The sequence below is a fragment of the Sphingomonas suaedae genome (assembly GCF_007833215.1).
In the GTDB taxonomy this organism is placed as follows: domain Bacteria; phylum Pseudomonadota; class Alphaproteobacteria; order Sphingomonadales; family Sphingomonadaceae; genus Sphingomonas; species Sphingomonas suaedae.
Genome location: NZ_CP042239.1, coordinates 3,188,761 through 3,212,715, shown reverse-complemented (window position 1 = coordinate 3,212,715; position 23,955 = coordinate 3,188,761). Strand labels below are relative to the sequence as shown.

General features: G+C 66.2%; 29 protein-coding genes. 8 read left to right on the top strand and 21 right to left on the bottom strand.

The window, feature by feature from the left end; translation table 11 throughout:
- Nucleotides 1-6: 6 nt before the first annotated feature.
- From thrC to coxB, 11 genes are all read right to left on the bottom strand, one after another.
- Nucleotides 7-1,407, bottom strand: coding sequence for a threonine synthase (gene thrC, locus FPZ54_RS15270; RefSeq protein ID WP_145848602.1), 1,401 nt, complete (start codon nucleotides 1,405-1,407; stop codon nucleotides 7-9).
- Nucleotides 1,408-1,450: 43 nt separating this feature from the next.
- Complete coding sequence (locus FPZ54_RS15265; protein ID WP_145849915.1) at nucleotides 1,451-2,044, bottom strand: SURF1 family protein; 594 nt, start codon at nucleotides 2,042-2,044, stop codon at nucleotides 1,451-1,453.
- Nucleotides 2,045-2,091: 47 nt separating this feature from the next.
- Nucleotides 2,092-2,466 (bottom strand): DUF983 domain-containing protein, encoded by a 375-nt coding sequence (locus FPZ54_RS15260; RefSeq protein WP_145848600.1) that lies wholly within the window; start codon nucleotides 2,464-2,466, stop codon nucleotides 2,092-2,094.
- A gap of 9 nt (nucleotides 2,467-2,475) precedes the next feature.
- Nucleotides 2,476-3,381 (bottom strand): cytochrome c oxidase subunit 3, encoded by a 906-nt coding sequence (locus FPZ54_RS15255; RefSeq protein WP_145848598.1) that lies wholly within the window; start codon nucleotides 3,379-3,381, stop codon nucleotides 2,476-2,478.
- 41 nt (nucleotides 3,382-3,422) lie between these two features.
- Nucleotides 3,423-3,974 carry a cytochrome c oxidase assembly protein gene (locus FPZ54_RS15250; RefSeq protein ID WP_145848596.1) on the bottom strand — a complete coding sequence of 184 codons (552 nt, stop codon included), beginning with the start codon at nucleotides 3,972-3,974 and terminating at the stop codon, nucleotides 3,423-3,425.
- Nucleotides 3,971-4,117: a hypothetical protein gene (locus FPZ54_RS19945; RefSeq protein WP_186456788.1), complete on the bottom strand. Its 147-nt coding sequence runs from the start codon at nucleotides 4,115-4,117 to the stop codon at nucleotides 3,971-3,973. Before FPZ54_RS19945 ends, FPZ54_RS15250 begins: the two co-directional genes overlap by 4 nt.
- Nucleotides 4,114-5,016, bottom strand: a complete 903-nt coding sequence (locus FPZ54_RS15245; RefSeq protein WP_145848594.1) for a heme o synthase — start codon at nucleotides 5,014-5,016, stop codon at nucleotides 4,114-4,116. Before FPZ54_RS15245 ends, FPZ54_RS19945 begins: the two co-directional genes overlap by 4 nt.
- A 48-nt stretch (nucleotides 5,017-5,064) precedes the next feature.
- Nucleotides 5,065-5,436: a hypothetical protein gene (locus FPZ54_RS15240; RefSeq protein ID WP_145848592.1), complete on the bottom strand. Its 372-nt coding sequence runs from the start codon at nucleotides 5,434-5,436 to the stop codon at nucleotides 5,065-5,067.
- Complete coding sequence (locus FPZ54_RS15235; protein ID WP_145848591.1) at nucleotides 5,433-5,888, bottom strand: Panacea domain-containing protein; 456 nt, start codon at nucleotides 5,886-5,888, stop codon at nucleotides 5,433-5,435. Before FPZ54_RS15235 ends, FPZ54_RS15240 begins: the two co-directional genes overlap by 4 nt.
- A gap of 136 nt (nucleotides 5,889-6,024) precedes the next feature.
- Nucleotides 6,025-7,701, bottom strand: a complete 1,677-nt coding sequence (ctaD, locus tag FPZ54_RS15230) for a cytochrome c oxidase subunit I (protein ID WP_145848588.1) — start codon at nucleotides 7,699-7,701, stop codon at nucleotides 6,025-6,027.
- A gap of 3 nt (nucleotides 7,702-7,704) precedes the next feature.
- Nucleotides 7,705-8,868, bottom strand: coding sequence for a cytochrome c oxidase subunit II (coxB, locus tag FPZ54_RS15225; RefSeq protein WP_239019597.1), 1,164 nt, complete (start codon nucleotides 8,866-8,868; stop codon nucleotides 7,705-7,707).
- A 222-nt stretch (nucleotides 8,869-9,090) separates the two neighbouring features.
- On the opposite strand from coxB, the gene pyrE reads away from it, so the two are divergent.
- The 8 genes from pyrE (at nucleotide 9,091) to FPZ54_RS15185 (ending at nucleotide 16,665) form a co-directional block, all read left to right on the top strand.
- Nucleotides 9,091-9,675 carry an orotate phosphoribosyltransferase gene (gene pyrE / locus FPZ54_RS15220; protein ID WP_145849911.1) on the top strand — a complete coding sequence of 195 codons (585 nt, stop codon included), beginning with the start codon at nucleotides 9,091-9,093 and terminating at the stop codon, nucleotides 9,673-9,675.
- The gene (locus tag FPZ54_RS15215; RefSeq protein WP_145848586.1) at nucleotides 9,672-10,748 is read left to right on the top strand and encodes a serine hydrolase domain-containing protein; all 1,077 of its coding nucleotides are present in this window, start codon (nucleotides 9,672-9,674) and stop codon (nucleotides 10,746-10,748) included. Before pyrE ends, FPZ54_RS15215 begins: the two co-directional genes overlap by 4 nt.
- Complete coding sequence (locus FPZ54_RS15210) at nucleotides 10,745-11,473, top strand: pyridoxine 5'-phosphate synthase (RefSeq protein WP_145848584.1); 729 nt, start codon at nucleotides 10,745-10,747, stop codon at nucleotides 11,471-11,473. The genes FPZ54_RS15215 and FPZ54_RS15210 overlap by 4 nt, the downstream gene beginning before the upstream one ends.
- Nucleotides 11,474-11,579: 106 nt before the next feature.
- Complete coding sequence (gene acpS / locus FPZ54_RS15205; protein ID WP_145848583.1) at nucleotides 11,580-11,990, top strand: holo-ACP synthase; 411 nt, start codon at nucleotides 11,580-11,582, stop codon at nucleotides 11,988-11,990.
- A gap of 14 nt (nucleotides 11,991-12,004) precedes the next feature.
- Nucleotides 12,005-12,859 (top strand): signal peptidase I, encoded by an 855-nt coding sequence (lepB, locus tag FPZ54_RS15200; RefSeq protein WP_145848580.1) that lies wholly within the window; start codon nucleotides 12,005-12,007, stop codon nucleotides 12,857-12,859.
- A 4-nt stretch (nucleotides 12,860-12,863) separates the two neighbouring features.
- On the top strand, nucleotides 12,864-13,994 hold the full coding sequence (locus tag FPZ54_RS15195) for an AI-2E family transporter (protein WP_145848578.1): 1,131 nt from the start codon (nucleotides 12,864-12,866) through the stop codon (nucleotides 13,992-13,994).
- Nucleotides 13,991-14,629 carry a maleylacetoacetate isomerase gene (gene maiA, locus FPZ54_RS15190; protein WP_145848576.1) on the top strand — a complete coding sequence of 213 codons (639 nt, stop codon included), beginning with the start codon at nucleotides 13,991-13,993 and terminating at the stop codon, nucleotides 14,627-14,629. The genes FPZ54_RS15195 and maiA overlap by 4 nt, the downstream gene beginning before the upstream one ends.
- Complete coding sequence (locus tag FPZ54_RS15185) at nucleotides 14,626-16,665, top strand: TonB-dependent receptor (RefSeq protein WP_145848574.1); 2,040 nt, start codon at nucleotides 14,626-14,628, stop codon at nucleotides 16,663-16,665. Before maiA ends, FPZ54_RS15185 begins: the two co-directional genes overlap by 4 nt.
- A gap of 127 nt (nucleotides 16,666-16,792) precedes the next feature.
- Here FPZ54_RS15185 and FPZ54_RS15180 read toward each other — a convergent pair whose 3' ends face one another.
- From FPZ54_RS15180 to FPZ54_RS15135, 10 genes are all read right to left on the bottom strand, one after another.
- Nucleotides 16,793-17,191 (bottom strand): flagellar export chaperone FliS, encoded by a 399-nt coding sequence (locus FPZ54_RS15180; protein WP_145848572.1) that lies wholly within the window; start codon nucleotides 17,189-17,191, stop codon nucleotides 16,793-16,795.
- A gap of 4 nt (nucleotides 17,192-17,195) precedes the next feature.
- Nucleotides 17,196-18,632, bottom strand: a complete 1,437-nt coding sequence (gene fliD, locus FPZ54_RS15175; protein ID WP_145848569.1) for a flagellar filament capping protein FliD — start codon at nucleotides 18,630-18,632, stop codon at nucleotides 17,196-17,198.
- 30 nt (nucleotides 18,633-18,662) lie between these two features.
- Nucleotides 18,663-19,805, bottom strand: a complete 1,143-nt coding sequence (locus FPZ54_RS15170; protein WP_145848567.1) for an EscU/YscU/HrcU family type III secretion system export apparatus switch protein — start codon at nucleotides 19,803-19,805, stop codon at nucleotides 18,663-18,665.
- A complete protein-coding gene (gene fliR, locus FPZ54_RS15165) occupies nucleotides 19,805-20,578 on the bottom strand; it encodes a flagellar biosynthetic protein FliR (RefSeq protein WP_145848565.1) in 774 nt (257 codons plus the stop codon). The genes FPZ54_RS15170 and fliR overlap by 1 nt, the downstream gene beginning before the upstream one ends.
- Before the next feature lie 70 nt (nucleotides 20,579-20,648).
- Nucleotides 20,649-20,918 (bottom strand): flagellar biosynthesis protein FliQ, encoded by a 270-nt coding sequence (gene fliQ / locus FPZ54_RS15160; protein WP_145848563.1) that lies wholly within the window; start codon nucleotides 20,916-20,918, stop codon nucleotides 20,649-20,651.
- Between the two features lie 106 nt (nucleotides 20,919-21,024).
- Entirely contained in the window at nucleotides 21,025-21,831 is an 807-nt protein-coding gene (gene fliP / locus FPZ54_RS15155) for a flagellar type III secretion system pore protein FliP (protein WP_422396541.1), read from the bottom strand.
- On the bottom strand, nucleotides 21,828-22,082 hold the full coding sequence (locus FPZ54_RS15150) for a flagellar biosynthetic protein FliO (protein WP_145848561.1): 255 nt from the start codon (nucleotides 22,080-22,082) through the stop codon (nucleotides 21,828-21,830). The genes fliP and FPZ54_RS15150 overlap by 4 nt, the downstream gene beginning before the upstream one ends.
- A 7-nt stretch (nucleotides 22,083-22,089) precedes the next feature.
- Entirely contained in the window at nucleotides 22,090-22,380 is a 291-nt protein-coding gene (gene fliN, locus FPZ54_RS15145) for a flagellar motor switch protein FliN (protein ID WP_145848559.1), read from the bottom strand.
- Nucleotides 22,377-23,327 (bottom strand): FliM/FliN family flagellar motor switch protein, encoded by a 951-nt coding sequence (locus tag FPZ54_RS15140; RefSeq protein ID WP_145848557.1) that lies wholly within the window; start codon nucleotides 23,325-23,327, stop codon nucleotides 22,377-22,379. Before FPZ54_RS15140 ends, fliN begins: the two co-directional genes overlap by 4 nt.
- 6 nt (nucleotides 23,328-23,333) lie before the next feature.
- Nucleotides 23,334-23,948: a flagellar basal body-associated FliL family protein gene (locus tag FPZ54_RS15135; protein ID WP_145848555.1), complete on the bottom strand. Its 615-nt coding sequence runs from the start codon at nucleotides 23,946-23,948 to the stop codon at nucleotides 23,334-23,336.
- Nucleotides 23,949-23,955 lie beyond the last annotated feature (7 nt).

Here is a 23,955-nt window from a genome sequence, read left to right as displayed (position 1 = left end):
GAATGGTCAGGATTTGGGCGTCCCGCGCTCCGCGACATAACCGGTGATCGCCTCGAACGTCGCGGGGAGGACGTCGTAACGCTCCTCGCGATCGAACAGGTCGCCGACGCGCGGCGGCAGCGTCGGGCGGATGCCGGTGGCGCGCTCGACCGCGTCGTCGAACTTGGCCGGATGCGCGGTCGCGAGCGTGACGATCGGCACGTGCGGCGCAAGATCGGCGCGGCGCGCGGCGGCAAGGCCGATCGCGGTGTGCGGATCCAGGATCTCGTTCGCGTTCGAACAGGCCCATGCCATCGCGCGCGACATGTCGTCCGGCTCGATCCGGTCGCTGGCGAACAGCGCGGCGGCGCCCTGTTGCTGCGCGTTGGTCAGGCGCATCGCCCGGCTCGATTCGAATCCCGCCATTTGGCCGGCGAGTGCCGGGCCGTCGCTCCCGGCGAGGTCGAACAACAGGCGTTCGAAGTTCGAGCTGACCTGGATGTCCATGCTCGGCGCGGCGGTGGGGGTGACGGCGCCGGCGGAATAATCGCCGCTCGACAGCGCGCGGTGGAGGATGTCGTTGACGTTGGTCGCGACGATCAGCTTGGCGACCGGAAGGCCCATCTTCGCCGCGACATAGCCAGCAAACACGTCGCCGAAATTGCCGGTGGGGACGCTGAACGCCACTTCGCGTGCCGGGGCGCCGAGGCGGACGGCAGCGTAGAAATAATAGACCACCTGCGCCATCAGTCGCGCCCAGTTGATCGAATTGACCGCGGTGACGTGGAAGCGGCCCGAGAAGTCCCCGTCGTTGAACATCGCCTTCACCAGCGCCTGCGCGTCGTCGAAACTGCCCTCGATCGCGATGTTGTGGACATTGGGCGCGAGCACGGTGGTCATCTGGCGGCGCTGGACGTCGCTGACCCGCCCCTTGGGGTGGAGCATGAAGATGTCGATCTTCTCGCGCCCCGCCACCGCGTCGATCGCGGCAGAGCCGGTGTCGCCGCTGGTCGCCCCGACGATGGTCAAATGCCGGTCGGTGCCGGTCAGAAACTTCTCGAACAGCAATCCGAGCAGCTGGAGCGCGACATCCTTGAACGCGAGCGTGGGCCCATGGAACAGTTCGAGCAGGAAATGGCGGTGGTCGAGCTGCACCAGCGGGGTCACCGCGGCGTGGCTGAACCGGCCATAGGCACGGGTACACAGATCGCGCAGCTCGTCCTCGGTGAGGCTCCCCGCGACGAACGGCGCCATGACGCGCACGGCGGTCTCGACATAGGAGAGGCCCGCCATGTCCGCGATCTGGTCGGCGGTGAAGCGCGGCCATTCGACCGGGATATACAGGCCGCCGTCGCTCGCCAGCCCGGCGAGGGTGACTTCACGGAAATCGAGTTCGGGCGCGGTGCCGCGCGTGCTCTGGTAGCGCATGGCTCGCGGACCTAGCCGCCGCACCGCCGGGCAGCAAGAAAGACTAGCTTTGCGCCGGATCGGATGGCGGCGTAGCGCGGCGCTCTCGCCGCCGCAGCGCGAGGAGGTAGATCACCAGCGCGATCCCCGCGAAGAGGAACCACTGCACCGCATAGGCGAGGTGGTTGTTGGGCACGCTGGATGGATCGGGCGGGGCGCTGGCGGACAGGCCCGGCGCAGGCGTGTCGGCGACGAGCATCAGGTTACGCGGCGGCCGTTTGCCGAAGAGCGATGCGAGCAAGGGCGTCGAATCGGGGGCGTGGGTGATCACCCCGCTGACCTGCCCGCCCTTCCATTGCGGGGTCACGCCCGGCTGGTCGCTGACGCCCATATCGACCTTGACGCCCATTCCCTCCGCCCCGATGCGGCATTCGGCGAGGTGGCGCCAGCCGCTCTTGCCATCGGCCTTGCGCCCCGCCTGCTCGCTCCACCCCGCGACCTCGAGGCACATGAACCCCGCGCGGCGGAACAGGTGTTCGTCGCCGACCGGAGGGCTGGGAAACGCCATTTCGGGGAGCGCGCGATTGGCGGCGAGGCGGGCGATCATCGCTTCCTTCTCGCCGCTTCGGTCGAGCTGCCAGATGCCGAGCCCGATCATCGCCGCGACGGCGAGGCCGACCAGGATCGTGGGGAATAGCGGAAGTCTCACGCCTCGGGGTCCTTCAATCGCCCCTCACGCGCGGCGTTGCGATATTCGAGTGCGAGCAGCGCTCCCTTGGCCCAGCGCAGGCTAAAGATCACCAGCAGCAAGGTCAGCGGCGGCCAGATCAGCAGATGGACCCAGACCGGCGGCTCGGCCGCCAGCTCCAGCCAGATCGACAGCACGACGATGATCGTGCCGACGATCAGCGTCAGAAACGCCGCCGGACCATCGCCGACGTTGAACGCGCTATAGTCGAGACCGCATGAAGGACAGCGATCCGCGAATTTGACCCAGCCGGAAAACAGCGAGGGCGCGCCGCACCGCGGACACGCCCCCTTCACTGCCGTTTCGATGACCGGAGGCGGTGCCTCGCTCATCGTCCCGAGTCAGCCGCCATGGACCGGCGCCCCGGCGCTGCCCCAGACATAGACGGCGACGAACAGGAACAGCCACACCACGTCGACGAAGTGCCAGTACCAGGCCGCCGCTTCGAAGCCGAAATGCTGGCGCGGGGTGAAATCGCCCTGATAGGCGCGGAGCAGGCAGACCATCAGGAAGATCGTGCCGACGATGACGTGGAAGCCGTGGAAGCCGGTCGCCATGTAGAAGGCCGACGAATAATTGGTCTTGCCGAACACAAACGGCGCGTGCGCATACTCATAGGCCTGGATGCCCGAGAATATCAGGCCGAGGATGATGGTGAGCCACAGGCCCTTCTTCACCACATCATTCTCACCCACGCCGATCGCGCCCCACAGGCCGCGCAGCGCACCGCCACGCTGATTGTGGATCAGGCCGTGATGCGCCCAGGTCACCGTGGTGCCCGACAGCAGCAGGATGAAGGTGTTGAGCAGCGGCAGTTCGAACGCGGGGAGGACTTCCATCCCCTTGGGCGGGAAGGTCGCGACCGCGCCCTGCACCAGATCCACCACGCTGCCATGTTCGGTGACGTTCATCGCCACCGGGAACAGCGCGAAATCGAACCACGCCCAGAACCAGCCGACGAAGAACATGACTTCCGACGCGATGAACAGGATCATGCCATAGCGCAGGTGCAGCTGGACCACCGGGGTATGGTCGCCTGCATTGGCTTCCTTGATCACGTCGACCCACCAGGACGCCATACAGAACAGCACGGCGGCAAGGCCCGAGAGCATCACCCAGAAGCCCGCCGGATGCTCTTTCATGTACATCAGGCCACCCGCCGCCAGCCACAGGGCGGCGAGCGAGCTGAGCATCGGCCACGGGCTGGGCGGGAGAATGTGGTAATCGTGGTTCTTGGCGCCTGCCATCGTCCGTCCCTGTTCGTTTCTGGCGTTGTTCGCTGGCTTCCCTAGCCTTTGGGCTTGGCGGAATCCACTGGGTAAAATGTGTAGGAAAGCGTGATCTTTTCGACGTCCTTCGTATCCGGATCGGTCAGGATCTTCGGGTCGACATAATAGATCACCGGCATCCGGACGCTTTCACCGGGTTGCAGCGTCTGCTCGGTGAAGCAGAAACACTCGATCTTGGTGAAATATTTGCCCGCCTGGGCCGGGGTGACATTGTAGGTCGCGGTGCCGGTGACCGGTACGGTACCGGTGTTGGTCGCGATATAGAACGCCATGTCGCGCGCGCCGATGGCGATCTTGTCGGACGCGACCTCGGGTTTGAACTTCCAGGTCAGCGCGGGGCTGATGTTCGAATCGAACGCGACGGTGACCTTGGCATCGACCGCGCCGGGGGCGTCGTCGGCGCGCTGGGTCGTCCCGCCAAAGCCGGTGACCTGGCAGAAGAGTCGGTAGAGCGGCACGCTGGCAAACGCGACGCCAGTCATCGCGACGACGCCGAGCACGGCGAGCAGCGCGGTGCGCAGCTTGCGATCGATGGGAAGAGCGAGGTTCATTCGGCCCTCAACGGCATTCCGGCCTGGATCTTCACGATGGCGATCGCGAACACCAGCACGACAAAGGCGAGCAGCAGCACCGCCATGATGCGGGCGCGTGATTTCTGCCGCGCGCGGATCAGGTCTTCTTCCTCGGGGTTCATGCGAACCACCTATCCGCCGCGACCGCGCCGAACAAGATGAAGAGATAGGAGATCGAATAGGCGAACAGCCGCTTTTCGGGCTTCATCGCATCCCCCTCGACCGCCATCCGCGTCGCGACCTGGAGCGCCAGCAGTGCGAACAGCGCCGTCGTGACGATCGAAACGATTCCGTACAGCGCGCCAGTCAGCCCGAGCGGCCAGGGCGCGACCGCCACCGCCGCCATGGGAATCGTGTAGAGGCCGATCTGCGCCCGCGTCGCCCTTTCGCCCGCCACCACGGGCAGCATCGGCACACCCGCATTGGCATAATCGGTCTTCACGAACAGCGCGAGCGCCCAGAAATGGGGCGGGGTCCACAGGAAGACGAGGCCGAACAGGAGCACGGGGAGCAGCGCCACATCCCCCATCGCCGCGGCCCAGCCGATCAGCGGCGGAAACGCCCCGGCCGCGCCGCCGATAACGATATTCTGCGGCGTCCGCCGCTTGAGCCAGACAGTATAGACCAGCACGTAGAACAGGATCGACAGCAGCAATATGCCCGCCGCGACATAGTTCACCGCAAGCCCCATCAGGATCACCGACAGCGCGGCGACGGCGACCCCGAAATGCAGCGCCGACTGGCGATCCATCCGCCCGGCGGGCAGCGGGCGACCCTGCGTCCGCTTCATCTTGCCGTCGAGGTCCGCCTCATACCATTGGTTGAGCGCCCCCGCCGCGCCCGCCCCCAGCGCGATGCAGAGGATCGCGGTAAAGCCGATCACCGGATGGATCGGCGCGGGTGCCGCGAGCATCCCGCACAGCCCGGTAAACACGACAAGGCTCATCACCCGCGGCTTGGTCAGCGCGAGAAAATCGCGCCAGTCGGCGGGGATGGTCAGGGCGTGGTTGGCGACGGACATTTGTCGGGCGCTATAGGCGGGGATGGGGCGCGGGGGAAGAGCGGTCGCTTAGGTCAGTCGCTTCTTCAAATAGGAGGTGCCGACGCTTACAAGAACGCCACCGGTCAATAGATTCTGAAGATGAGCGAGTTGCTCTACGCTCAAAAAGTGCCACGGGGTGACAATGTGCCAGAACCATGCGCCTCCAGATAGGAGCATCGCGCCCGCCAATACATATAGCGCGCATATCCCGATCTTGTCGAAGTGACGCTTAAATTTCTCGTTTCGCTCGTGATCGGACTCTTCTGCTTCTCGGCGAAGGTCGCGGGCAGGCAATCCCCGCCCTAGCGAAAACGCTTCCGCTTGTCCAAGATCGACGCCAGCGACAGGCGCATCTTCCTCCGCCAACGGAGGAATTTGCGCCTGCCTCTCGTCGCTCAAGCCGCAGCTTTCTTAGCGAGTCTAGCGTAGTGATCTTCGATCAAATCGTTGGGAATGACGGTTCCATAAGACCCGTGGTCGTAGACCGCATCCCACGGGCTACCCTTCTGGTGCGTCAAACGAGAGAGGGCAGGCCCGGACCGGTTACCATAGATATCATAGACTTGCCGAACGATGCTGTCTTCCGTCGCATCCAGCGCAGCGTTCTCCGCGGACAACGGGCCTTCAACTGGCTGACTCCGAAAACGGCGGATTGCATTATATAGCCGCGGAATAACCGGCCCATATTGCCAAGCCTCAACCTCGTCACGGATCAACGGCCTGCCGTGAAGCCCGAGCATCCATCCGTGAGCGATGTACACCAACTTCAAAAGTTGCATGGGAGTGACCGCGTCACCGCGTTCCAGTGCTAGATCGAGGAAGCGGTTGGCCACTGATCGACTATCGCGCATAGCAGCCTCCACGAGAACATTATAAGCACAAGACGACGTCTTTACAAGCTACGAGCGCTGACCATTGCATCCTTCACGAACCAAAACGCCCCGGAGTTTCCCCCGGGGCGCTTCGCGTTTCAGCCGTCGCCAAACCTCAGTGATGCTTGTCGTCGTCGATCACCGGCAGCGTTTCGAACTGGTGGAACGGCGGCGGGCTGGACAAGGTCCATTCCAGCGTCGTCGCGCCTTCGCCCCAGGGATTGTCTGGCGCCTTCTTACCCGCGGCCAGCGACCAGAACAGGTTGGCGAAGAAGATCGCCATGCCCGCCAGCATGATCAGATAGCCATAGGACGAAATCTCGTTCCAATGGGCATAGGCATCCGGATAGTCGGGATAGCGGCGCGGCATACCCTGAAGGCCCAGGAAATGCTGCGGGAAGAACAGCACGTTCACGCCGACGAAGAACACCCAGAAGTGCAGCTGGCCGAGCAGCTCGCTGTACATCTTGCCCGACATTTTCGGGAACCAGTAATAGAAGCCGGCGAACAGCCCGAACACTGCGCCCAGCGAGAGCACATAGTGGAAGTGCGCGACGACATAATAGGTGTCGTGCATATAGTCGTCGACGCCGCCGTTCGCGAGCACCACGCCGGTCACGCCGCCCACGGTGAACATGAAGATGAAGCCGATCGCCCAGACCATCGGGGTCTTGAAGCTCATCGATCCGCCCCACATCGTCGCGATCCACGAGAAGATCTTGATGCCGGTGGGCACCGCGATGATCATCGTCGCGGCGGTGAAGTACATCTTCACGTTCACGCTCATGCCGGTCGTGAACATGTGGTGCGCCCATACGACGAAGCCGACCACGCCGATCGCGACCATTGCGTATGCCATGCCGAGATAGCCGAACACCGGCTTGCGGCTGAACGTCGCGACGATCTGGCTGATGATGCCGAAGCCCGGCAGGATCATGATGTACACTTCGGGGTGGCCGAAGAACCAGAAGAGATGCTGGTACAGCACCGGATCGCCGCCGCCGGCGGGATCGTAGAAGGTGGTGCCGAAGTTACGGTCGGTCAGCAGCATGGTGATCGCCGCCGCCAGAACCGGCAGCGCGAGCAGCAGCAGGAAGGCGGTGATCAGCACCGACCACACGAACAGCGGCATCTTGTGCAGGGTCATGCCCGGCGCGCGCATGTTGAAGATGGTGGTGATGAAGTTGATCGCACCCAGGATTGAGCTGGCGCCCGCGAGGTGGAGTGACAGGATCGCCATATCGACCGCCGGACCCGGCTCGCCATAGGTGGAGAGCGGGGCATAGACCGTCCAGCCCACGCCCGCGCCACCACCGAAGAAGGGGGAGGCGAGGAGCAGGAGGAAGGCCGGGATGAGCAGCCAGAAGGACAGGTTGTTCATGCGCGGGAACGCCATGTCCGGCGCACCGATCATGATCGGGACGAACCAGTTGCCGAAGCCGCCGATCATCGCCGGCATGACCATGAAGAACACCATGATCAGGCCGTGCGCCGTGATCAGCACGTTCCAGAAGTGCAGCGATTCATCAAAGGTCTGCGGGCCGCCATGGACGAATTCCGCGATCCAGCCGAGATGCTGGATGCCCGGCTCGGCCAGCTCGAGGCGCATGATGCCCGAAATACCGCCGCCGATGATCCCCGCGACGATCGCGAAGATCAGGTACAGCGTGCCGATGTCCTTGTGATTGGTCGACAGGAACCAGCGCGCGAAAAAACCGGGCTTGTGATCCGCATCGTGATGGTGGTCGTCATGCGCCTGGAAGGCGTGCGCGTCGCGTGCTGCGTCGGTCATGGCTTACTGGTCCGTGTTGCCGGTGGCGGCTTGATTGGTGGTCGCGCCCGCGGCGGTCGCTTCGATCGTGTCGTTGCCGGTGGGAACGGTGCCCTCCAGCGGGGTCGCGGTGGCGTCGGCCGCATCGCTGCCCGGCTGGGCCGGGGCGGCGGCGGACGGCGTATTGGCCGCCGGCATCGTGCCGCCCTTGGCCGCGATCCATTGCGCGAACACGGCGGGCTCAACCGCCTCGACCACGATCGGCATATAGGCATGGCGCGCGCCGCACAGCTCGCTGCACTGACCGAAATAGACGCCCGGCTTGTCGACGGTGAAGCTGGTCTCGTTCAGGCGGCCTGGGACCGCGTCGATCTTGATCCAGAAAGCGGGAATCGCCCAGCTGTGGATCACATCATTCGCCGTGGCGATGATGCGGATCGGGGTGCCGACCGGCACGACGATGCGGTTGTCGACCGCGAGCAGGCGCGGGCCATCGGTATCGGTGCGGAACCGTGCGCCCGCCGCAACCTCATCCTTTTCCTTCAGCATGTTCGCGGTGATCGAAATGCCGCCATGGTCGGGATATTCGTAGGACCAATACCATTGGTTGCCGATCGCCTTGATCGTCACGGCGTTATCGGGCGCAGGCTTGAACTGCTTGGCGAGCAGGGAGATCGACGGCCAGGCGATGACCGCCAGGATCAGCACCGGCACCAGCGTCCACACGATTTCGATCATCGTGTTGTGCGTGGTCTTCGACGGCACCGGATTGCGCGCGCGGCGATAGCGCAGGATCGTCCAGCCGAGCAGCAGCAGGACGAAGATCGAGATCACCACGATGATCGGCAGCAGCAGATAATTGTGGAAGTTCGCGGCGCGCTGACCCAGCTGGGTCACCTGGGGCTGAATGCCCAGCTTGCCGTCGACCGGCTGACCAACCGCTTCGGTCGGGCCATTTTTGTGCGTGCCGTCGGCATTGAGCAACGGATCGGCGGGCGTCGTCGCAGCGGGCGCCGCTGCGGCCGCGGGCGATTCGACCGCAACCGGTGCGGGTGCCTCGGGCGCGCCGACAACCGGTGCCGCAGGTGCCTGCTGCGCCTGAGCCGTCATGCCCCCGGCCAGCGCCAGGCCCGCAGCCAGGACGATCGCCTTCAATCCATCCATGCGCATCGTGTCGTTGTACCCCATGTTTTCCGTCTTCCCCGATTATGGGGGCGCCGGCTCTCCGGTCGCGCGGGCGCATTCCGCCCGTTGAGGCTGGCCTATAGCACCACAATCGCGGGCCTCAAGCACAACGCTTGCTCTTTTTGACCCGCGGGCGCCGGGGGGCTTGCTCTTTTTGAACCTCCAGTTGCGGGGGAACCGGCACATGCCTAGATGCTCGGCAACCACAAGGGAGCAGGCGGCGGCGTGACCGAGGACGAGGTTCTGGACGAATTCCGGGCGGCGCAGGCGCTGCTTGAGGGGCATTTCATCCTGTCGTCGGGGCTTCGCAGCCCTCGCTACCTGCAATGCGCACGCGTGCTGATGCACCCGGCGCGCGCCGCGCGGCTGGCGCAAGCGGTGGCGGGACAGATTCCCGCCGATCTGCGCGCACGGATCAGCGCGGTCGTCTCCCCGGCGATGGGCGGCGTGATCGCCGGGCAGGAGGTCGCGCGCGCGCTGAACGTCGATGCGATGTTCGTCGAACGCCCCACCGGCACCTTCGAACTGCGGCGCGGATTTGCGCTGGAGCCGGGACAGCAGGTGCTGATGATGGAGGATGTCGTCACCACCGGGCTTTCGTCGCGCGAGGCGATCCGAGCGATCGCGCACGCCGGGGGCGAGGTGATCGCAGCGGCGAGCCTGGTCGACCGGTCGAACGGCACCGTCGATCTCGGCGTTCCCTTCTTCCCGCTGATCCGCCTGGACGTTCCGAGCTATGCGCCCGACGCGCTTCCGCCCGAGCTGGCGGCGATCCCGGCCGTCAAGCCGGGAAGCCGGGCGGCGGCGTGAAGATAGCGCTCGCCGCGCTGCTGCTGCAGGCAGCAACGGCGCAGACGGCGCCCCCGATCGACGCACAAGCAGTGGACGCGTTGGTCGAGGCGTCGGAATTCAGCGGTGATATCCGGATCGCCGATGCGCAGGGCGGCGGCTGGGGTTGGGTCGGGACGCTCCCGCAGCCCGCGCGCGGGGGCGAGGACGGCGCGACCTGGCGCTGGGCGTCGGTCACCAAACAGGTCGTCGCCGTACTGGTGATGCAGGAAGTCGTCGCTGGACGAGTCGAGCTCGACCGCCCGATCGCCGCCTATCTCCCCGGATTTCGCAGCGCCAATGCCGCGACGGTGACGGTCCGCCAGCTGCTCCAGCACCGCTCCGGCCTGCCCAATCCGGACGACAGCCCGGTAGGGACCGGCGGCTTTCCGTCCTATTATCAGCCCGGCTACGCCGGCAGCCGCGATCCGCTGGCCGGCTATTGCGCGGGACCGGTCAAGGGCGCGCCGGGCGGCGACTGGTCGTACAATAATTGCGACTATTCGGTGTTGGGCGCGCTGCTGGAGGCGGTGACCGGCACGCCCTGGGCCGCGCTGGTCGAGCAGCGCATCGCCAGGCCGCTGAAGATCGATTTCCTCGCCGCCTATCCCGGCGAGCGCTATACCCGCATCGGCATGATCGAGGGCAAGCCGGAACCCGCGATCGATCTGGCGAGCTACGGCGCGGCGGCCGGGCTGTATGGATCGGTCGACGCTCTCGCCAGATTCGATCTGGCGCTGATGGACGGGACGCTGCTCCCAAAGGACGCGCTGGCCGTGCTGTGGAAGGGCGATCCTGCCCTGGGCTATATGGCGCTGGGGCAATGGGCGTTCGAGGCCCCGCTCAAGGGTTGTGACAAGCCGGTCCGAATCATCGAGCGACGCGGCGGGGTCGGCGGGGTCGAGGTGCGCAACTTCATCCTGCCCGAGATCGGTCGCGCCGTGATCGCCTTTTCCGACCGCGCGCCGTTCGACTTTGGCGAGGTGTGGCAGGGCACCGGCTTTTCGCATGATCTGTTGAGTGCCGCAGCGTGCGGCAAGAGGATTCGGGAATGAGCGGCCATCTGCGCCTGGGCGTGAACATCGATCATGTCGCCACCGTGCGGAATGCGCGGGGCAGCGGCTATCCCGATCCGGTGCGTGCGGCTTTGCTGGCGGCGGAGGCGGGAGCAGACGGGATCACCGCGCATCTGCGCGAGGATCGACGGCACATCACCGATGACGATATCGCCCGGCTGGCGACCGAACTGACGATCCCGCTGAACCTCGAAATGGCGGCGACCGACGAGATGCTGGCAATCGCGCTGCGTCACCGCCCGCACGCCGCCTGCATCGTGCCCGAACGGCGCGAGGAGCGCACGACCGAGGGCGGGCTGGATGCGGCGGGGCAGCATAATGTGCTCGCACCGATGGTGTCCGAACTCAGGGGCGCGAATATCCGCGTGTCGCTGTTCATCGAACCCGATCCCGCACAGATCGAGGCGGCGATCCGGCTCGGCGCGCCGGTCGTGGAGCTTCATACCGGCCGTTATTGCGAGCTGGAGGGCGAGGCGCGCACCGCCGAGCTGCGCCGCATCGCCGACGCCGCCGCGCTGGCCGCTAAGAACGGGATCGAGGTTCATGCGGGGCACGGCCTGACCTTCGACAATGTCGTGCCAATCGCGGCGATCCCGCAGCTCGCCGAACTCAATATCGGCCATTTTCTGATCGGCGAGGCGATCTTCGACGGGCTGGCGCCGGTGGTAAAGCGGATGCGCGACCTGATGGACGAAGCGCGGTGAGGACTGGAAACTCCGTCATCCCGGCGAAAGCCGGGATCTCCCGTTTCAGAGCGAACGGCCTGACGCACCAGACCCCGGCTTTCGCCGGGGCAACGGCGGTGCCGTCATGATCATCGGCATCGGCTCCGACCTCTGCAACATCGAGCGCATCCAGTCATCGCTCGACCGGTTCGGAATGCGCTTCGAACAACGCGTCTTCACCGATGTCGAATTGCGCAAGGCGGCGCGGCGGCCGATGGGCTATGCCGCAACGCTCGCGAAGCGGTTCGCCGCCAAAGAGGCTTTTTCCAAGGCGGTGGGGACCGGATTCAAATCCGGCGTGTTCATGCGCGACATCGGCGTGGTCAATGCGCCGTCGGGCGCGCCGACCCTGGCGCTGACCGGCGGGGCAAAGGCGCGGCTTGACGCGATGACCCCGCCCGGTCACGTCGTGAAGGTGCATCTGACGCTCACCGATGACCATCCCTGGGCACAGGCGCTAGTGGTGATCGAGGCGTTGCCCCGGGCGGCGGAATGAGGAACGGGACGGGCATGGCCGAGGAGCTGGCGTTGAAGGGCGAGGACGAACACCGCCGGACCGGGACCGACTGGTGGGCCGAGGCGCGCGGCATTTTCTGGCTCGTCCTTGCGGTGCTCGGATTCCACAGCCTGGTCGCCAAGCCCTTCTACATCCCGTCGGAATCGATGATGCCCGCGCTGCTCGTCGGCGATCGGCTGGTGGTGACCAAATATCCCTATGGCTATAGCTACGTCACCCCGACCTTCCATATCCTCCCCTTTATCGACGGACGGCTGTTCGGCAGCCTGCCCAAGCGCGGCGACATCGTCATCGTCACGCCGACCGATGCGCGCACCGATTATATCAAGCGCGTGATCGGCCTGCCGGGCGATCTTGTCGAGATGCATGGCGGGATTCTCTATATCAACGGCAAGGCGGTGGAGCGCGAGCGGCTGGGAATGCGTGCGCTCAAGGTCGACGACAATCTGAAGTGCGATCCGGACCATTATCCCGGCGCGCTGGGCCGCGACGCAACCGGAGCGCTGGTGTGCAATGTCCAGATCGTGCGGGAGACGTTGCCGGATGGCGCCAGCTACGACACGATCGACATCGGTCCGACCACGGCGGACAATTTCGCGCCGTTGCGCGTTCCGGCGGGCCATGTCTGGCTGATGGGCGACAATCGCGACAACAGCGCCGACAGCCGCATGACGATTGCGCAGAGCGGGCTGGGCGGCGCGGTGCCGATCGAAAATATCGGCGGCCGCGCCGAATTCATCACCTTCAGCCTGGACGGCAGCGCAAGCTGGAACCCGCTCAGCTGGGCCGGATCCTTCCGATCGGGCCGGGCGGGCAATTCGCTCCATCCTGATCGCCCGGAGGAATAAGGCGGTGAGCGACGCGCGGGACGATGTGAATGTCACCCGGTCCCCCGGCCCCAACGAAATGCGCGATCCGGTGATGCGCGCGGAGATGCGGCGCGCATCGGTATGGTTCGGCCTCGCCATCGCCGTCGCGCTGGTTGTTCTGCTGATCCAGCCGCTGCTGTTGATCTTTGCGGGACTCGTCGTCGCATCGATGCTGGACGGCGGGGCAAGGCTGATCCGTCGCTATATCCCGATCCCGCGCGGGCTGGCGCTCAGCATCGTCGTGATCGCGGTGGTCGCCTTTATCGGCGGCGTTTTCTACCTTACCGGGGTCGAGATCGCGACCCAGGCCGAACAGTTGCGCGCGACGCTGGAGGCGCAGGCGCTGCGCATCGGCGCATGGCTGACCGAACTCGGCATCGTTCCGGGCGCGCAGGATCTTGCCGGGCTGGCGCAGCAGGCGCTGGGGTCGGTGGGTCGGGTCACGTCGCTGATCGGCGGCGCACTGGGCGCGATCGCCAGCTTTTTCCTCGTCCTCGTCATCGGCCTGTTCGTCGCGATGGAGCCGCGTCTGTACGAGCGCGGCCTGCAATGGATGGTGCCCATGGGATCGCGCGACCAGTTTGCGATCACCGTCGCCCGGATGGCGCGCACCATGCGGATTCTGCTCGCCGGGCGCCTGCTCGGCATGGTGTTTGAAGGGATCGTTACCTGGATTCTTCTGTCGATTGCCGGGGTGCCGATGGCGCTGCTGCTGGGCATCCTCACCGGTATGCTCGCCTTCATCCCCAATATCGGCGCGTTCATCTCAGGCGTGCTGATGGTCGCGGTGGGCTTCAGCGCGGGACCGACCGAGGGTCTGTGGGCGATCGCCATCTATTTCGGGGTGCAGACATTCGACGGCTATGTGCTGCTTCCGCTCGTCGCCAAACGCACCGTCGATATGCCCCCGGCGCTCACCGTCTCGTCGCAGATCTTGATGAGCACATTGTTCGGCTTTCTCGGCCTTGCACTGGCCGACCCGATCGTGGCGATGATCAAGGTCGCGCTGGAGCGCCGTTCGGAACAAGCGATCGCGGCGGGCTTTGGACGCGATGGGGATGACGGCCCCGCCCCCGACCCCCTCGCCTCCGAACCGGAGTCCGCCAACGCATGATACTCTACGATTATTTCCGATCGAGCGCCGCCTATCGCGTTCGCATTGCGCTAAACCTCAAGGACGTGCCGCATGAGCGGCGCGAAGTGCATCTGGTAAAGGGTGACCAGCGCAGCGACGCGCATCTCGCGCGCAATCCCCAGGGCTTCGTCCCCGCGCTCGATATCGGCGGCGGACGGGTGCTGAGCCAGAGCCTGGCGATCATCGAATGGCTCGATGCGACCTATCCCGAGCCGCGTCTGATCCCGCTCGACCCGCTGGCGCGCGCCGCGACCATGGCGATGGCACTGAGCATCGCCGCCGACATCCACCCGCTCAACAATCTGCGCGTGCTCAAGCGGCTCGAGTCGCAGTTCGGCGCGGACGAGGCGGCAAAGGCCGACTGGTATCGTCACTGGATCGGCGAGGGCTTCACCGCGCTTGAGGCGATGGCCGCGGCCAATGCCGCGCCCGGCCCGTTCCTGGGCGGCACCGCACCGAATATCGCAGACGTCTTTCTGGTTCCCCAGATGTACAATGCGCGCCGGTTCGACACGCCGCTCGACGCCTTCCCGACGCTGGTCGCAGCCGATGCGGCGGCGGGCACACTGGACGCCTTCGTCGCTGCCAGCCCGGACTGGGCCAAACCGCAATGAGGGGCGCGCCCCTCCTGCTCCTCCTCGCCTTGCCCCTTCCCACCGCCGCGCAGGAGATCATCGTCACCGGGCGCGGGCTCGACGCCCCGCCGGGCGACGCCGCCTATGCCGTGGCCGAAATCGATCGGGAGCGGATCGAGGAGAGCGCGAGCGGCCGGATCGAGGACGTGCTGCGCGATGTCGCGGGCATCGCGCAGTTCCGGCGCGCCGATTCGCGGTCTTCGCATCCGACCGCGCAGGGAATCAGCCTGCGCGGGATCGGCGGCAATGCCTCGAGCCGCGCACTGCTCGTGCTCGATGGGGTGCCCCAGGCCGATCCGTTCGGCGGCTGGGTCCCCTTTCCCGCCTATCTGCCCCAGCGGCTGGCCGGGATCCGCGTCACCCGGGGCGGGGGAAGCGGCTATCATGGCGCAGGTGCGCTCGTCGGCACGGTCGAACTGACCAGCGCGAGCGCAGACGAACTGGGACCGCTGGCGCTGACCGGCTGGTATGGGAGCCGAGAGTCGATCGATCTGGTCGCGACGGGCGGCACCCGGCTCGGCGCAGGCGAGGTGACGGTTGCGGCCCAGTTCGCGCGCGGCGACGGCTTCACCCCGACCGTGGCGGAGGATCGCGGCGCTGCCGACCGTGCGGCACCCTATCGCCAGGCCAGCCTGGCGCTACGTGGCGTCGCTTCTGTCGCATCGGGGGTGGAACTTCAGACCAATCTCTCCGCCTTCGCCGATTCGCGCGAACGCGGCACCGCCTTCACGCCCGTCGACAGCAAGGGGACGGATGCCAGCCTTCGCCTCGTCGGACGCGGCACGTGGCGCTGGTCGGCGCTCGCCTTTCTCCAGCATCGCGACTTTTCGAGCGGCTTCGCCAGCGTCGATGCAACCCGCGACACGGCGAGCGCGGTGCTCGACCAGCATGTCCCGGCAAGCGGCCATGGCGCGCGGATCGAGATCGAACCGCCGCTGGGATCGGGCGTGACGCTGCGTATCGGCGCGGATCTGCGCAGCGTGCGCGGGCGGACCCAGGAGCTGTACAGCTTCGTGGCGGGCAGCCCGACCCGGCGGCGCAGCGCGGGCGGCGCGAGCGACACTACCGGCGCCTTCGCCGATCTGAGCGTCGAGCGTGGCGACTGGACGCTGAGCGGAGGCGGGCGGATCGATCGCTGGGCGATCCGCGACGGCAGCCTGTTCGAGGCGCCGCTGGCGGGCGGCCTTCCGCTTACCGATACGCAGTTTTCCGATCGCAGCGGGTGGGAAGCGAGCGGGCGGGCGGGCGTCGCCTGGCGCGCGGATGACGCCGTCACGCTGCGCGCAGCGGGATATACAGGCTGGCGGCTGCCCACCCTCAATGAACTCTACCGCCCGTTCCGCGCCGGGACCGATGCCACCGCCGCCAATGCCCTGCTCGATCCCGAGCGACTGCGCGGAGTCGAGATCGGGGTCGATCTGACCCCGGCTACCGGGCTCAGTCTGCGCGCGACCGGGTTTCTCAACCGGCTGGACAATGCGATCGGCAATGTGACGCTGGCGACCGGCCCGGGCAGTTTTCCCGGGGTCGGCTTCGTTCCGGCCGGCGGCGCCTATCGCCAGCGGCTGAATCTCGATGCGATCGACGCGCGCGGGGTGGAGATCGATCTGCGCTGGCAGGCGGGACCGTGGCGGGCGCGCGCGTCCTGGGCCTATACCGATGCGCGGGTGAAGGCGTCGGGCGCGGCGGCAGCGCTGGACGGGATGCGTCCCGCCCAGACCGCGCCGCATCAGCTTTCGGCCAGCCTCGGCTATCGCGGCGAACGCGCGGGCGGGTCGGTTACCGCGCGCTACGCTGCGGCACAGTTCGAGGACGATCTCAACGGTCGCGCGCTCGCCGACGCGCTGACCTTCGACGCACGGCTGAGCCTGCCGCTCACCGAGCGCTTCGGACTGGAGTTGCGCGGCGAGAATCTCACGGACACGCAGGTCGAAACCGGAGTGAGCGGCACCGGCGTGGTCGAACGCGCTACCCCGCGCACGCTGTGGATCGGCCTTAGTCTCGTTTTTGGTTAGGCGGCACCGTCCCGCTCCCCCACCCGGTCACCCAACGGCAGTGTATTCTATGGGTGGCCGGGTGGGGGAGAGGGCCGGTGCCGCTTCAGCGAAGCTGAAACGGGTCTCGCTACCGGATGCGATAAACCTACGCCGCCCGCGCCTGGCTCCATGCCCCGGCGATTTCCTCAAGATCGTCGGCGACCGCGCGGAACGGCGTCGGGTCACGGCCAAGGCTCGCCTGAACGATCTGGGCGCGCAGCCCGTGATAGAGCGTCGCCAGCGTGCGGGACACATCGCCACCACGCTCGAAATCAAGCCCGCCTTCGAGCGCGAACAGGATCGCGGTGGCACGCGCGATCCGCTCGCTCTTGACCGACAGCTGGCGCTTTTCGGTGGCGAATGCGGCGGAGCGGAGTGCCGCGACACATTCCTTGTACATCAGTTCGACCAGCTGGTGCGGATCGGCGGTCGCCGTCCGCCCCACCGCATCGATCGAGCGATAGGTGGCGGCCGCATCGGTGCTGAGGTGCATGGGAAAGCGCATCGCATCAATCCTGCTTGTTCCATGCATCGACCTGATTCTCGAGGAAGGTCATGGTCGATTTGTACGCCGCGACCTTGGCATCCATCGTCGCGAACTGGCGGGTCATCCGGGTACGCAGCGACTCCGCCGCCTCCAGCGCGTCGGCCTTGGCGTCGGCGAGATCGGTCTTGCTGCGCGAATAGCTGAGCTCGCTGGCACCAAGCCCGCGGACGGTGCTCGCCGCTTCGGTCGCGATGGCGTTGAGCGCGCCCGCGACGCCATTTGCGGTTGCGGACGAACCCACCGGTTCGGCGAACATCTTTTCGACTGCATCGGGATAATCGACCAGCGCGCGGGTGAGCGCAGTGGTATCGACGGTCAGTGATCCGTCACGTTCGGTGCGGATGCCGATCTGCGCGAGCGTCGTCGGGGTGCCGTTCGCGCCGCTGGTGATCTGCGCGACGGTGAGCTGTTGCAGCTGGCGCTTGAGCGTCTTCGCTGCGCTGTCGGCGCGCAGCGCGCCGCCCATCGGATCGAGATCGACGTTCAGCCCCGACAGCATCTCGTTATAGGTCGCGACGAAATCCTGCGCGGCCTGGATCAGCGCGGAGGTCGGCAACGACTTGCCGATCGATATGATCGTTCCCGGCTGGGCCGCGGCGAGGTCGAGCCGCACGCCGGGCACCAGATCGGAAATACTGTTCGAATCACGCCGCAGCGCGACCCCGTCGATCGCGACGATCGCATCGGAAGCGGCGCTGCCGATCGTCGTGCCGGTCGCGCCCACGCCAACCGCGAGCGCGGCCAGCCCTTCCTGTCCCACCGTCTCGGTCGCGGCGAGCGTGAAGGCGCGTTCCTCGCCGCTTGCGCCCTTGATGACCAGCCGTGCGCCGTCCGCATCGGTCAGGATGCTGGCGGTGACCCCGGCATTGGCGGCGTTGATCTTTGCGGCGATGCCGTCGAGGCTCGCATCCTCAGGACCGATGGCGATGGCGACCGGATCGCCTTCGCCGGGTACGAAGCCGGTCATCGTTCCATCGACGACCGTCGCGGTGCCGAGAGTAAGCGTGAGCACGCCCTGTCCTACCGCCGCCGTGCGATCGGCGACCGGCGCCGATGCGGCGCTTTGCGCGGCGGCAAGCTGGCGCACCTCGACCTTGGCGTTGAGATTGGCGAGATCGGCACCGGCAAGGCGCGAGACGCCCAGGATCGCACTGTTCGAACTGGTCGGCTGGGTGGACAGCGTGCCGCCGCGCGTCAGCGTGGTGAGCGCGCTGGCAAAGCCGGTGATATTCGCCTTGTGCGTCGAGGCGGCGGTAATCTGGGCGGTGAGCTTTTCTTCGCGCGCGGTGATCTGCGCATTCTTCGGCTCGAACTGCGCATCGACCAGGCTCTGGACGAGCGCGGTCGTGTCGATGCCCGACCCGGTACCAATCGTCTTGGCGATCGATTCAATGGCCATGTCGCCCCCCTCTGATCGGGTTAACGGCCATCACGCCCTACCCTTAAGGTCAATCTGGCGGCCTTCCTCGTCGAATTGTGCGGTCGGCGGAACGGTGACCTGCGGCAGCTGCGACCCGGCGCGCTTGTCGAGGCCGAAGACGAAGGCGAGCACCGTCGCGACGGCCATATAGAGGTCGTCGCGAATCTCCTGTCCCTCGCGGCTGGTGAAATAGATGGCGCGGGCGAGCGGGGGCAGTTCGATGCGCGGCACCGCCAGCTCGTCGGCCAGTTCGCGGATCGCCAGCGCGATCTCGCCGCGCCCCTTGGCGACCACCACCGGCACCTGATCCTTGCCCGCGTCATAGCGCAGCGCGACCGAGAAATGGGTCGGATTGGTGAGCACGACATGCGCGGTTGCCATCGCCTTGCGCATCCCGCCCTTGGCCAGCTCGCGCTGCCGCTGGCGGCGGGCCGCCTTAGCCTCGGGCGAGCCCTCGGTCTGTTTGTGCTCGTCCTTTACCTCCTGAAAACTCATCTTGAGCCGTTGCATATGGCGGAAGATCTGGATCGGCAGATCGACGCCCGCGATCAGCAGCAATCCGCCCGCCATCACGAAGATCAGCGTCGCGAAGGTATCGCCCAGCGACTTCACCGCCGTGCCGAGATCGGACGAGACCAGCCCCATGGTCGGCCCCGCCGCGCTCCACAGCATCCAGGCACCCATGCCGCCGAGCAGGATGACCTTGAGCAGCGACTTGCCGAGCTCGATCCAGCCGTTCGGACCGAAGATGCGTTTCAGGCCCGATCCGGGATTGATGCGATTGCCCTTGGGCGCCAGCAGCTTGCCGTTGAAGCGCAGCGCGCCGAGCGCCGCCTGGCTGAACACCGCGCCGACCAACGTCACCGCAAGCAGCGCGCCAAGCGAGGGCGCGAGCTTCCATCCGGCAATGGCCAGCGGCTTCCAGGGCTGGAAATTCTCGATATCGTCGCGCCCGAAACTGAAGCTGGCGGACATGACCTCGCGGATCGCGGCGAGCAGCTGCGGCCCCATCAGCACCATCCACCCGCACCCGAGCAGCACGATCAGCGCCGCACCGAAATCCCGCGATTTGATGAGGTCGCCATCGTCCAGCGCCTTTTGCTTGCGCTTGGGTGTTGGGGCTTGTGTCTTTTCGCCTGCGCTTTCCGACATCAGCCGAGCACCAGCATCTGTGCCGCGTCGAGCGCCTCGCGGACGATCACCAGCATATAGTCACCCATTGCGGGCATACCCACGAGCAATGCCAGCACGCCCATCGCCAGGCTGGCGGGAATACCGATCGCGAACAGGTTGAGCGCCGGCGCCGAGCGCGACAGCATCCCGACGACGATGTTGAGACACAGCAACAGGAAGCCGACCGGGAGCGCGAGCAGCAGCCCGGCAAGAAAGGCATAGCCGCCGAACAGCGCGATGTTCATGAGCTTGCCCGGCGCCAGCCACGCGCCGCCCGGCGGCAGCAGCGTATAGGAGCGCACGACCAGATCGACGAGCACGAGGTGGCCGTCGACGGCGAGGAAGAGCAACGTCAGCAGGATCGTCAGGAACTGGCCGAGCGCCGGGGTCGACTGGCCGGTCTGCGGGTTGATCGCGGTCGCAAAGCTCAGCCCCATCGACACGCCGATCATCTCGCTTGCGACCAAGGGCGCGGCGAAGGCGATCTGGAGGATGAAGCCGAGCGCGAGTCCGACCAGCGCCTCGGCCGCGACCGACAGGATCGTGGTGAGACCGAAGATCTCTGCGGGCGGCTCGATCGGCGCGGCGTTCATCGACAGGATCGCGACCGCACCGGTCAGAAGGACGCGCACGTTGAGCGGCACCGACACCGCGCTGAACACCGGCGCGGCGAGGAACGCAGCGCCAACGCGCACCATCGTGAACAGCAGCGTCCACAACTGTGGCTCAATCGAAAGGCCGAGGCCGAGCATCAGCGTTGAGGGCCCTTCGGCTGCGCCGAAGTACGTGCGGCACCGCCATCGAGCGAAGCTGGATCCGTCACTAGCGCACCAAATCCGGAATACGCTCGAAGATGCCGGTGGTGAAATCGCCCAGCAGCGTCATGATCATGCCGCCGAAGATCACCAGGCTGAGCCCGACGATCGCCAGTTTCGGCACGAAGGTCAGCGTCTGTTCCTGGATCGAGGTCGCGGCCTGAATCATGCCGAGGATCAGACCCGACAGCAACGCCGGGATCAGGATCGGTGCCGAGGCAAGCGCAAGGATCCACATCGCCTCGCGCGCGACCGACAGGAAATAATCGGCGTCCATTTCATTGGTCCTTCGCGGTGCCGGCCCGCTCCCCCATCCAGCCACCCATAGGGTAGCCTGGCTGGGTGGCCGGGTGGGGGAGCGGGCAGGCGCCGTTCATTGGTCGCTATCCCGAGAAACTTGAGGCGAGGCTGCCCATCGTCAGCGCCCAGCCGTCCACCAGGACGAAGAGCAGCAGCTTGAACGGCATCGAGATGATCGTCGGCGACATCATCATCATGCCAAGGCTCATCAGCACGGTGGCGACGATCAGGTCGATGACGATGAAGGGCAGAAAGATCAGGAAACCGATCTGGAACGCGGTCTTGAGCTCGCTGGTGACGAATGCCGGGAGCAGGATCGAAAAGGGTGTATCCTTGGGTTCTGCGATCGGCCCCATTTTGGCGATGCCGGCGAACATGGTGATGTCCTTCACCCGGGTCTGCGCGAGCATGAAGGCGTGGAGCGGGGCGCCGGCCTTTTCGATCATCTCGGTCGCGCCGATGCGTCCTTCCGCATAGGGCTGGATCGCGACGCTGTTGATCTGGTTCAGCGTGGGCGCCATGATGAAGAAGGACAGGAACAGCGACAGGCCGACCAGCACCTGATTGGGCGGCGTCTGTTGCAGCCCCAGCGCCTGGCGCAGGATCGCCAGCACGATGATGATCCGGGTGAAGCTGGTCATCATCAGCAGGATGCCCGGCAGGATCGTGAGCAGGCCCATGATGATGAGGACCTGAAGCGACAGCGACAGCGGCGCATCGCCGCCGCCAAGCTCGCCCAGCGCGCGATCGATCGCGTCCCCCGCTCCGGGCGTCGGCACCGCGACGGGCGCCGCCGGCGCCGCTGCCTGGGCGAAAGCGGGCGAAACCACGAACAGCGCCAGCGCCAGCGCGCCGAGCAGCAGCAGCAGATGGCGCAGCATCGGGCTCATGCGTCGATCCGGTCGATCAGCGAGACGCCGTTGCGGCTGACCGAGACGAGGATACGTTTGCCCTCGACCTCGAGCACCGCGATGCGGGTGCCGGTCGAGACCATCATCGTCTCACGCACCTTCAGCATCCGGTCGCCCTGGTTGCCGGGCAGCCGCGCCTCGAGCTTGCGCCAGAGATAGAGGCAGCCGATCAGCAGCCCGCAGACCAGCGGCAGCAGCACGACCAGCTTGAGGATGTAGGACCACATCATGGGTCGATCAGCCCCGCTTTTCGGGCGCGACCAGCTCGGTCATGCGCACCCCGAACTTGTCGCCGACGGTCACCACCTCGCCCCGGCCGATCAACGTGCCGTTGACGAACACGTCGAGCAGTTCGTCCGCCTCGCGGTCCAGCTCGATCACGCTCGCCTCGGTCAGCGCGAGCAGTTCGCGCAGCGTCAGCGTGGTCGATCCGATTTCGACGGTCAGCTTGACCCCGACATCCTGGATCAGGTGGAAATTGGCCGCAGCCGCGGTCTCGGCGGCGAAGCTGGCGCTCATGTCGTTCATCGTGCGTCCTCGAGTTCAAGCGGGTCGAAACGGGTCATGCGGATCGCGGCGCGTCCGTTGGCGGTGCCGACCGTCCCGGCGCCGATCGCGCGGCGCGCGACCATCACCGGTACGTCGGGACCGAAGCTGATCGGGATGACGTCGCCGGGCTTCAGCGCCATCAGCATCTGCACCGGCACCACCGGCTCGGCGAGCACCGAGCGGACGGGCAGGCGAACCCCCAAAGCTGCGCGGGTCAGCGCGTTGCGCCATTCGGGCTCCGCCTCAGGCTCGCCGCCGATCACCCGCGCGGTCAGCGAGGGGGTGTAGGGCTTGAGCGCGGACACGGGGTAGAGGATGTCGATCCAGTGCGGCTTGGCATTGCCCTGCGCGACGCCGATCCGGGTGACGACCATCGCGTCCCCCCCCTCGATCTCCGGCGCGACCGACAGCGGCGCGTGAACCGGGACCGGCGCGAAATCGATCTGCGCCAGCACGTCCCAGGCAGGCCGAAGCTGTTCGGCGATACGGTTTGCGAGCCGGGTCAGCAGCATCTCCGCCGATCCGGTGAAGTCGCTGGGAAGCGGCTGCGGCGCCTCGCCATCGCCACCGAAGAAGCGGTCGAGCATCTCATAGGTCAGCTTGCCCTCGATCGCGATCAGCGCACGGCCCCGCCCCGGCGCCATCGCCAGCGGCAGCCAGGCGGTAAGGCCGTCGGGCCGCTCGGCGCGATAATCGGCGAACCGCTGCACCGCCAGCGGCTCGGCCCAGATGCGCAGTCCTTCGCCGACCAGCGGCTCGAACACGGGCTTCAACGTCTTGGCGAGCCGCGCGGTCAGATGCTGCACCCCGTGCAGATCGCCGAACGGATTGAGGTTCGCGGTCCCGAGCGCCGGTGCGTGCTCCGCACCGGATCGGGTCCGCTCGCGCCGTTCGGGCGTCACCAAATCTGAAGGGCCGTTAACCATGCCCGTTCACTGAACAATGAAATTGGTAAAGTAGACGTTACCAATCCCGCCAAATCCCTCTTTTTCCTTCAGGACTCCGTTAATTGCAGCCACAAGGCGCTTCTGGAGCTTCTTCTTGCCGTCGGCGGTGAAGACATCGTCCTCACCCGTCTCGCCCAGCGCCATCAGGATCGCCGAGCGCACCGCGAGCTCATGCGTTTTGATGTTCTCGATCACGCGACTGTCATAAGGCGTCGAGATCGCGACCCCGACCTGCACGAAATGGACGCTCTCGCGCAGGTTGGAGGTGAATTCCTTTTCGAGCTGGTAATAGGTCGAGGCATATTTGTCCCCGCCCTGCCCCTTGGGGGTCGGCATACCGGCACCGGCGTCGCCCTCCTCACCGCCCTCCCCCTTCGCCACGGCGCGGACTTCGTCGCTCTTCGGGACGAGTTGGGGGATATCGGCGGCGGCGGCGGCACCCTGTGCGCCGGTGCCGCCGATCAGGCCCGAATTCGCCGCATACAGCCCGCCACCGACGCCGCCGCCGATCAGCACGATCAGCCCGGTGCCGATCAGGAGCCATTTCATCGCGCCGCCCTTTTTCTTGGGCGTCGCAGCCGTCGCTTCAGTCTCGCTCATTTCTCAT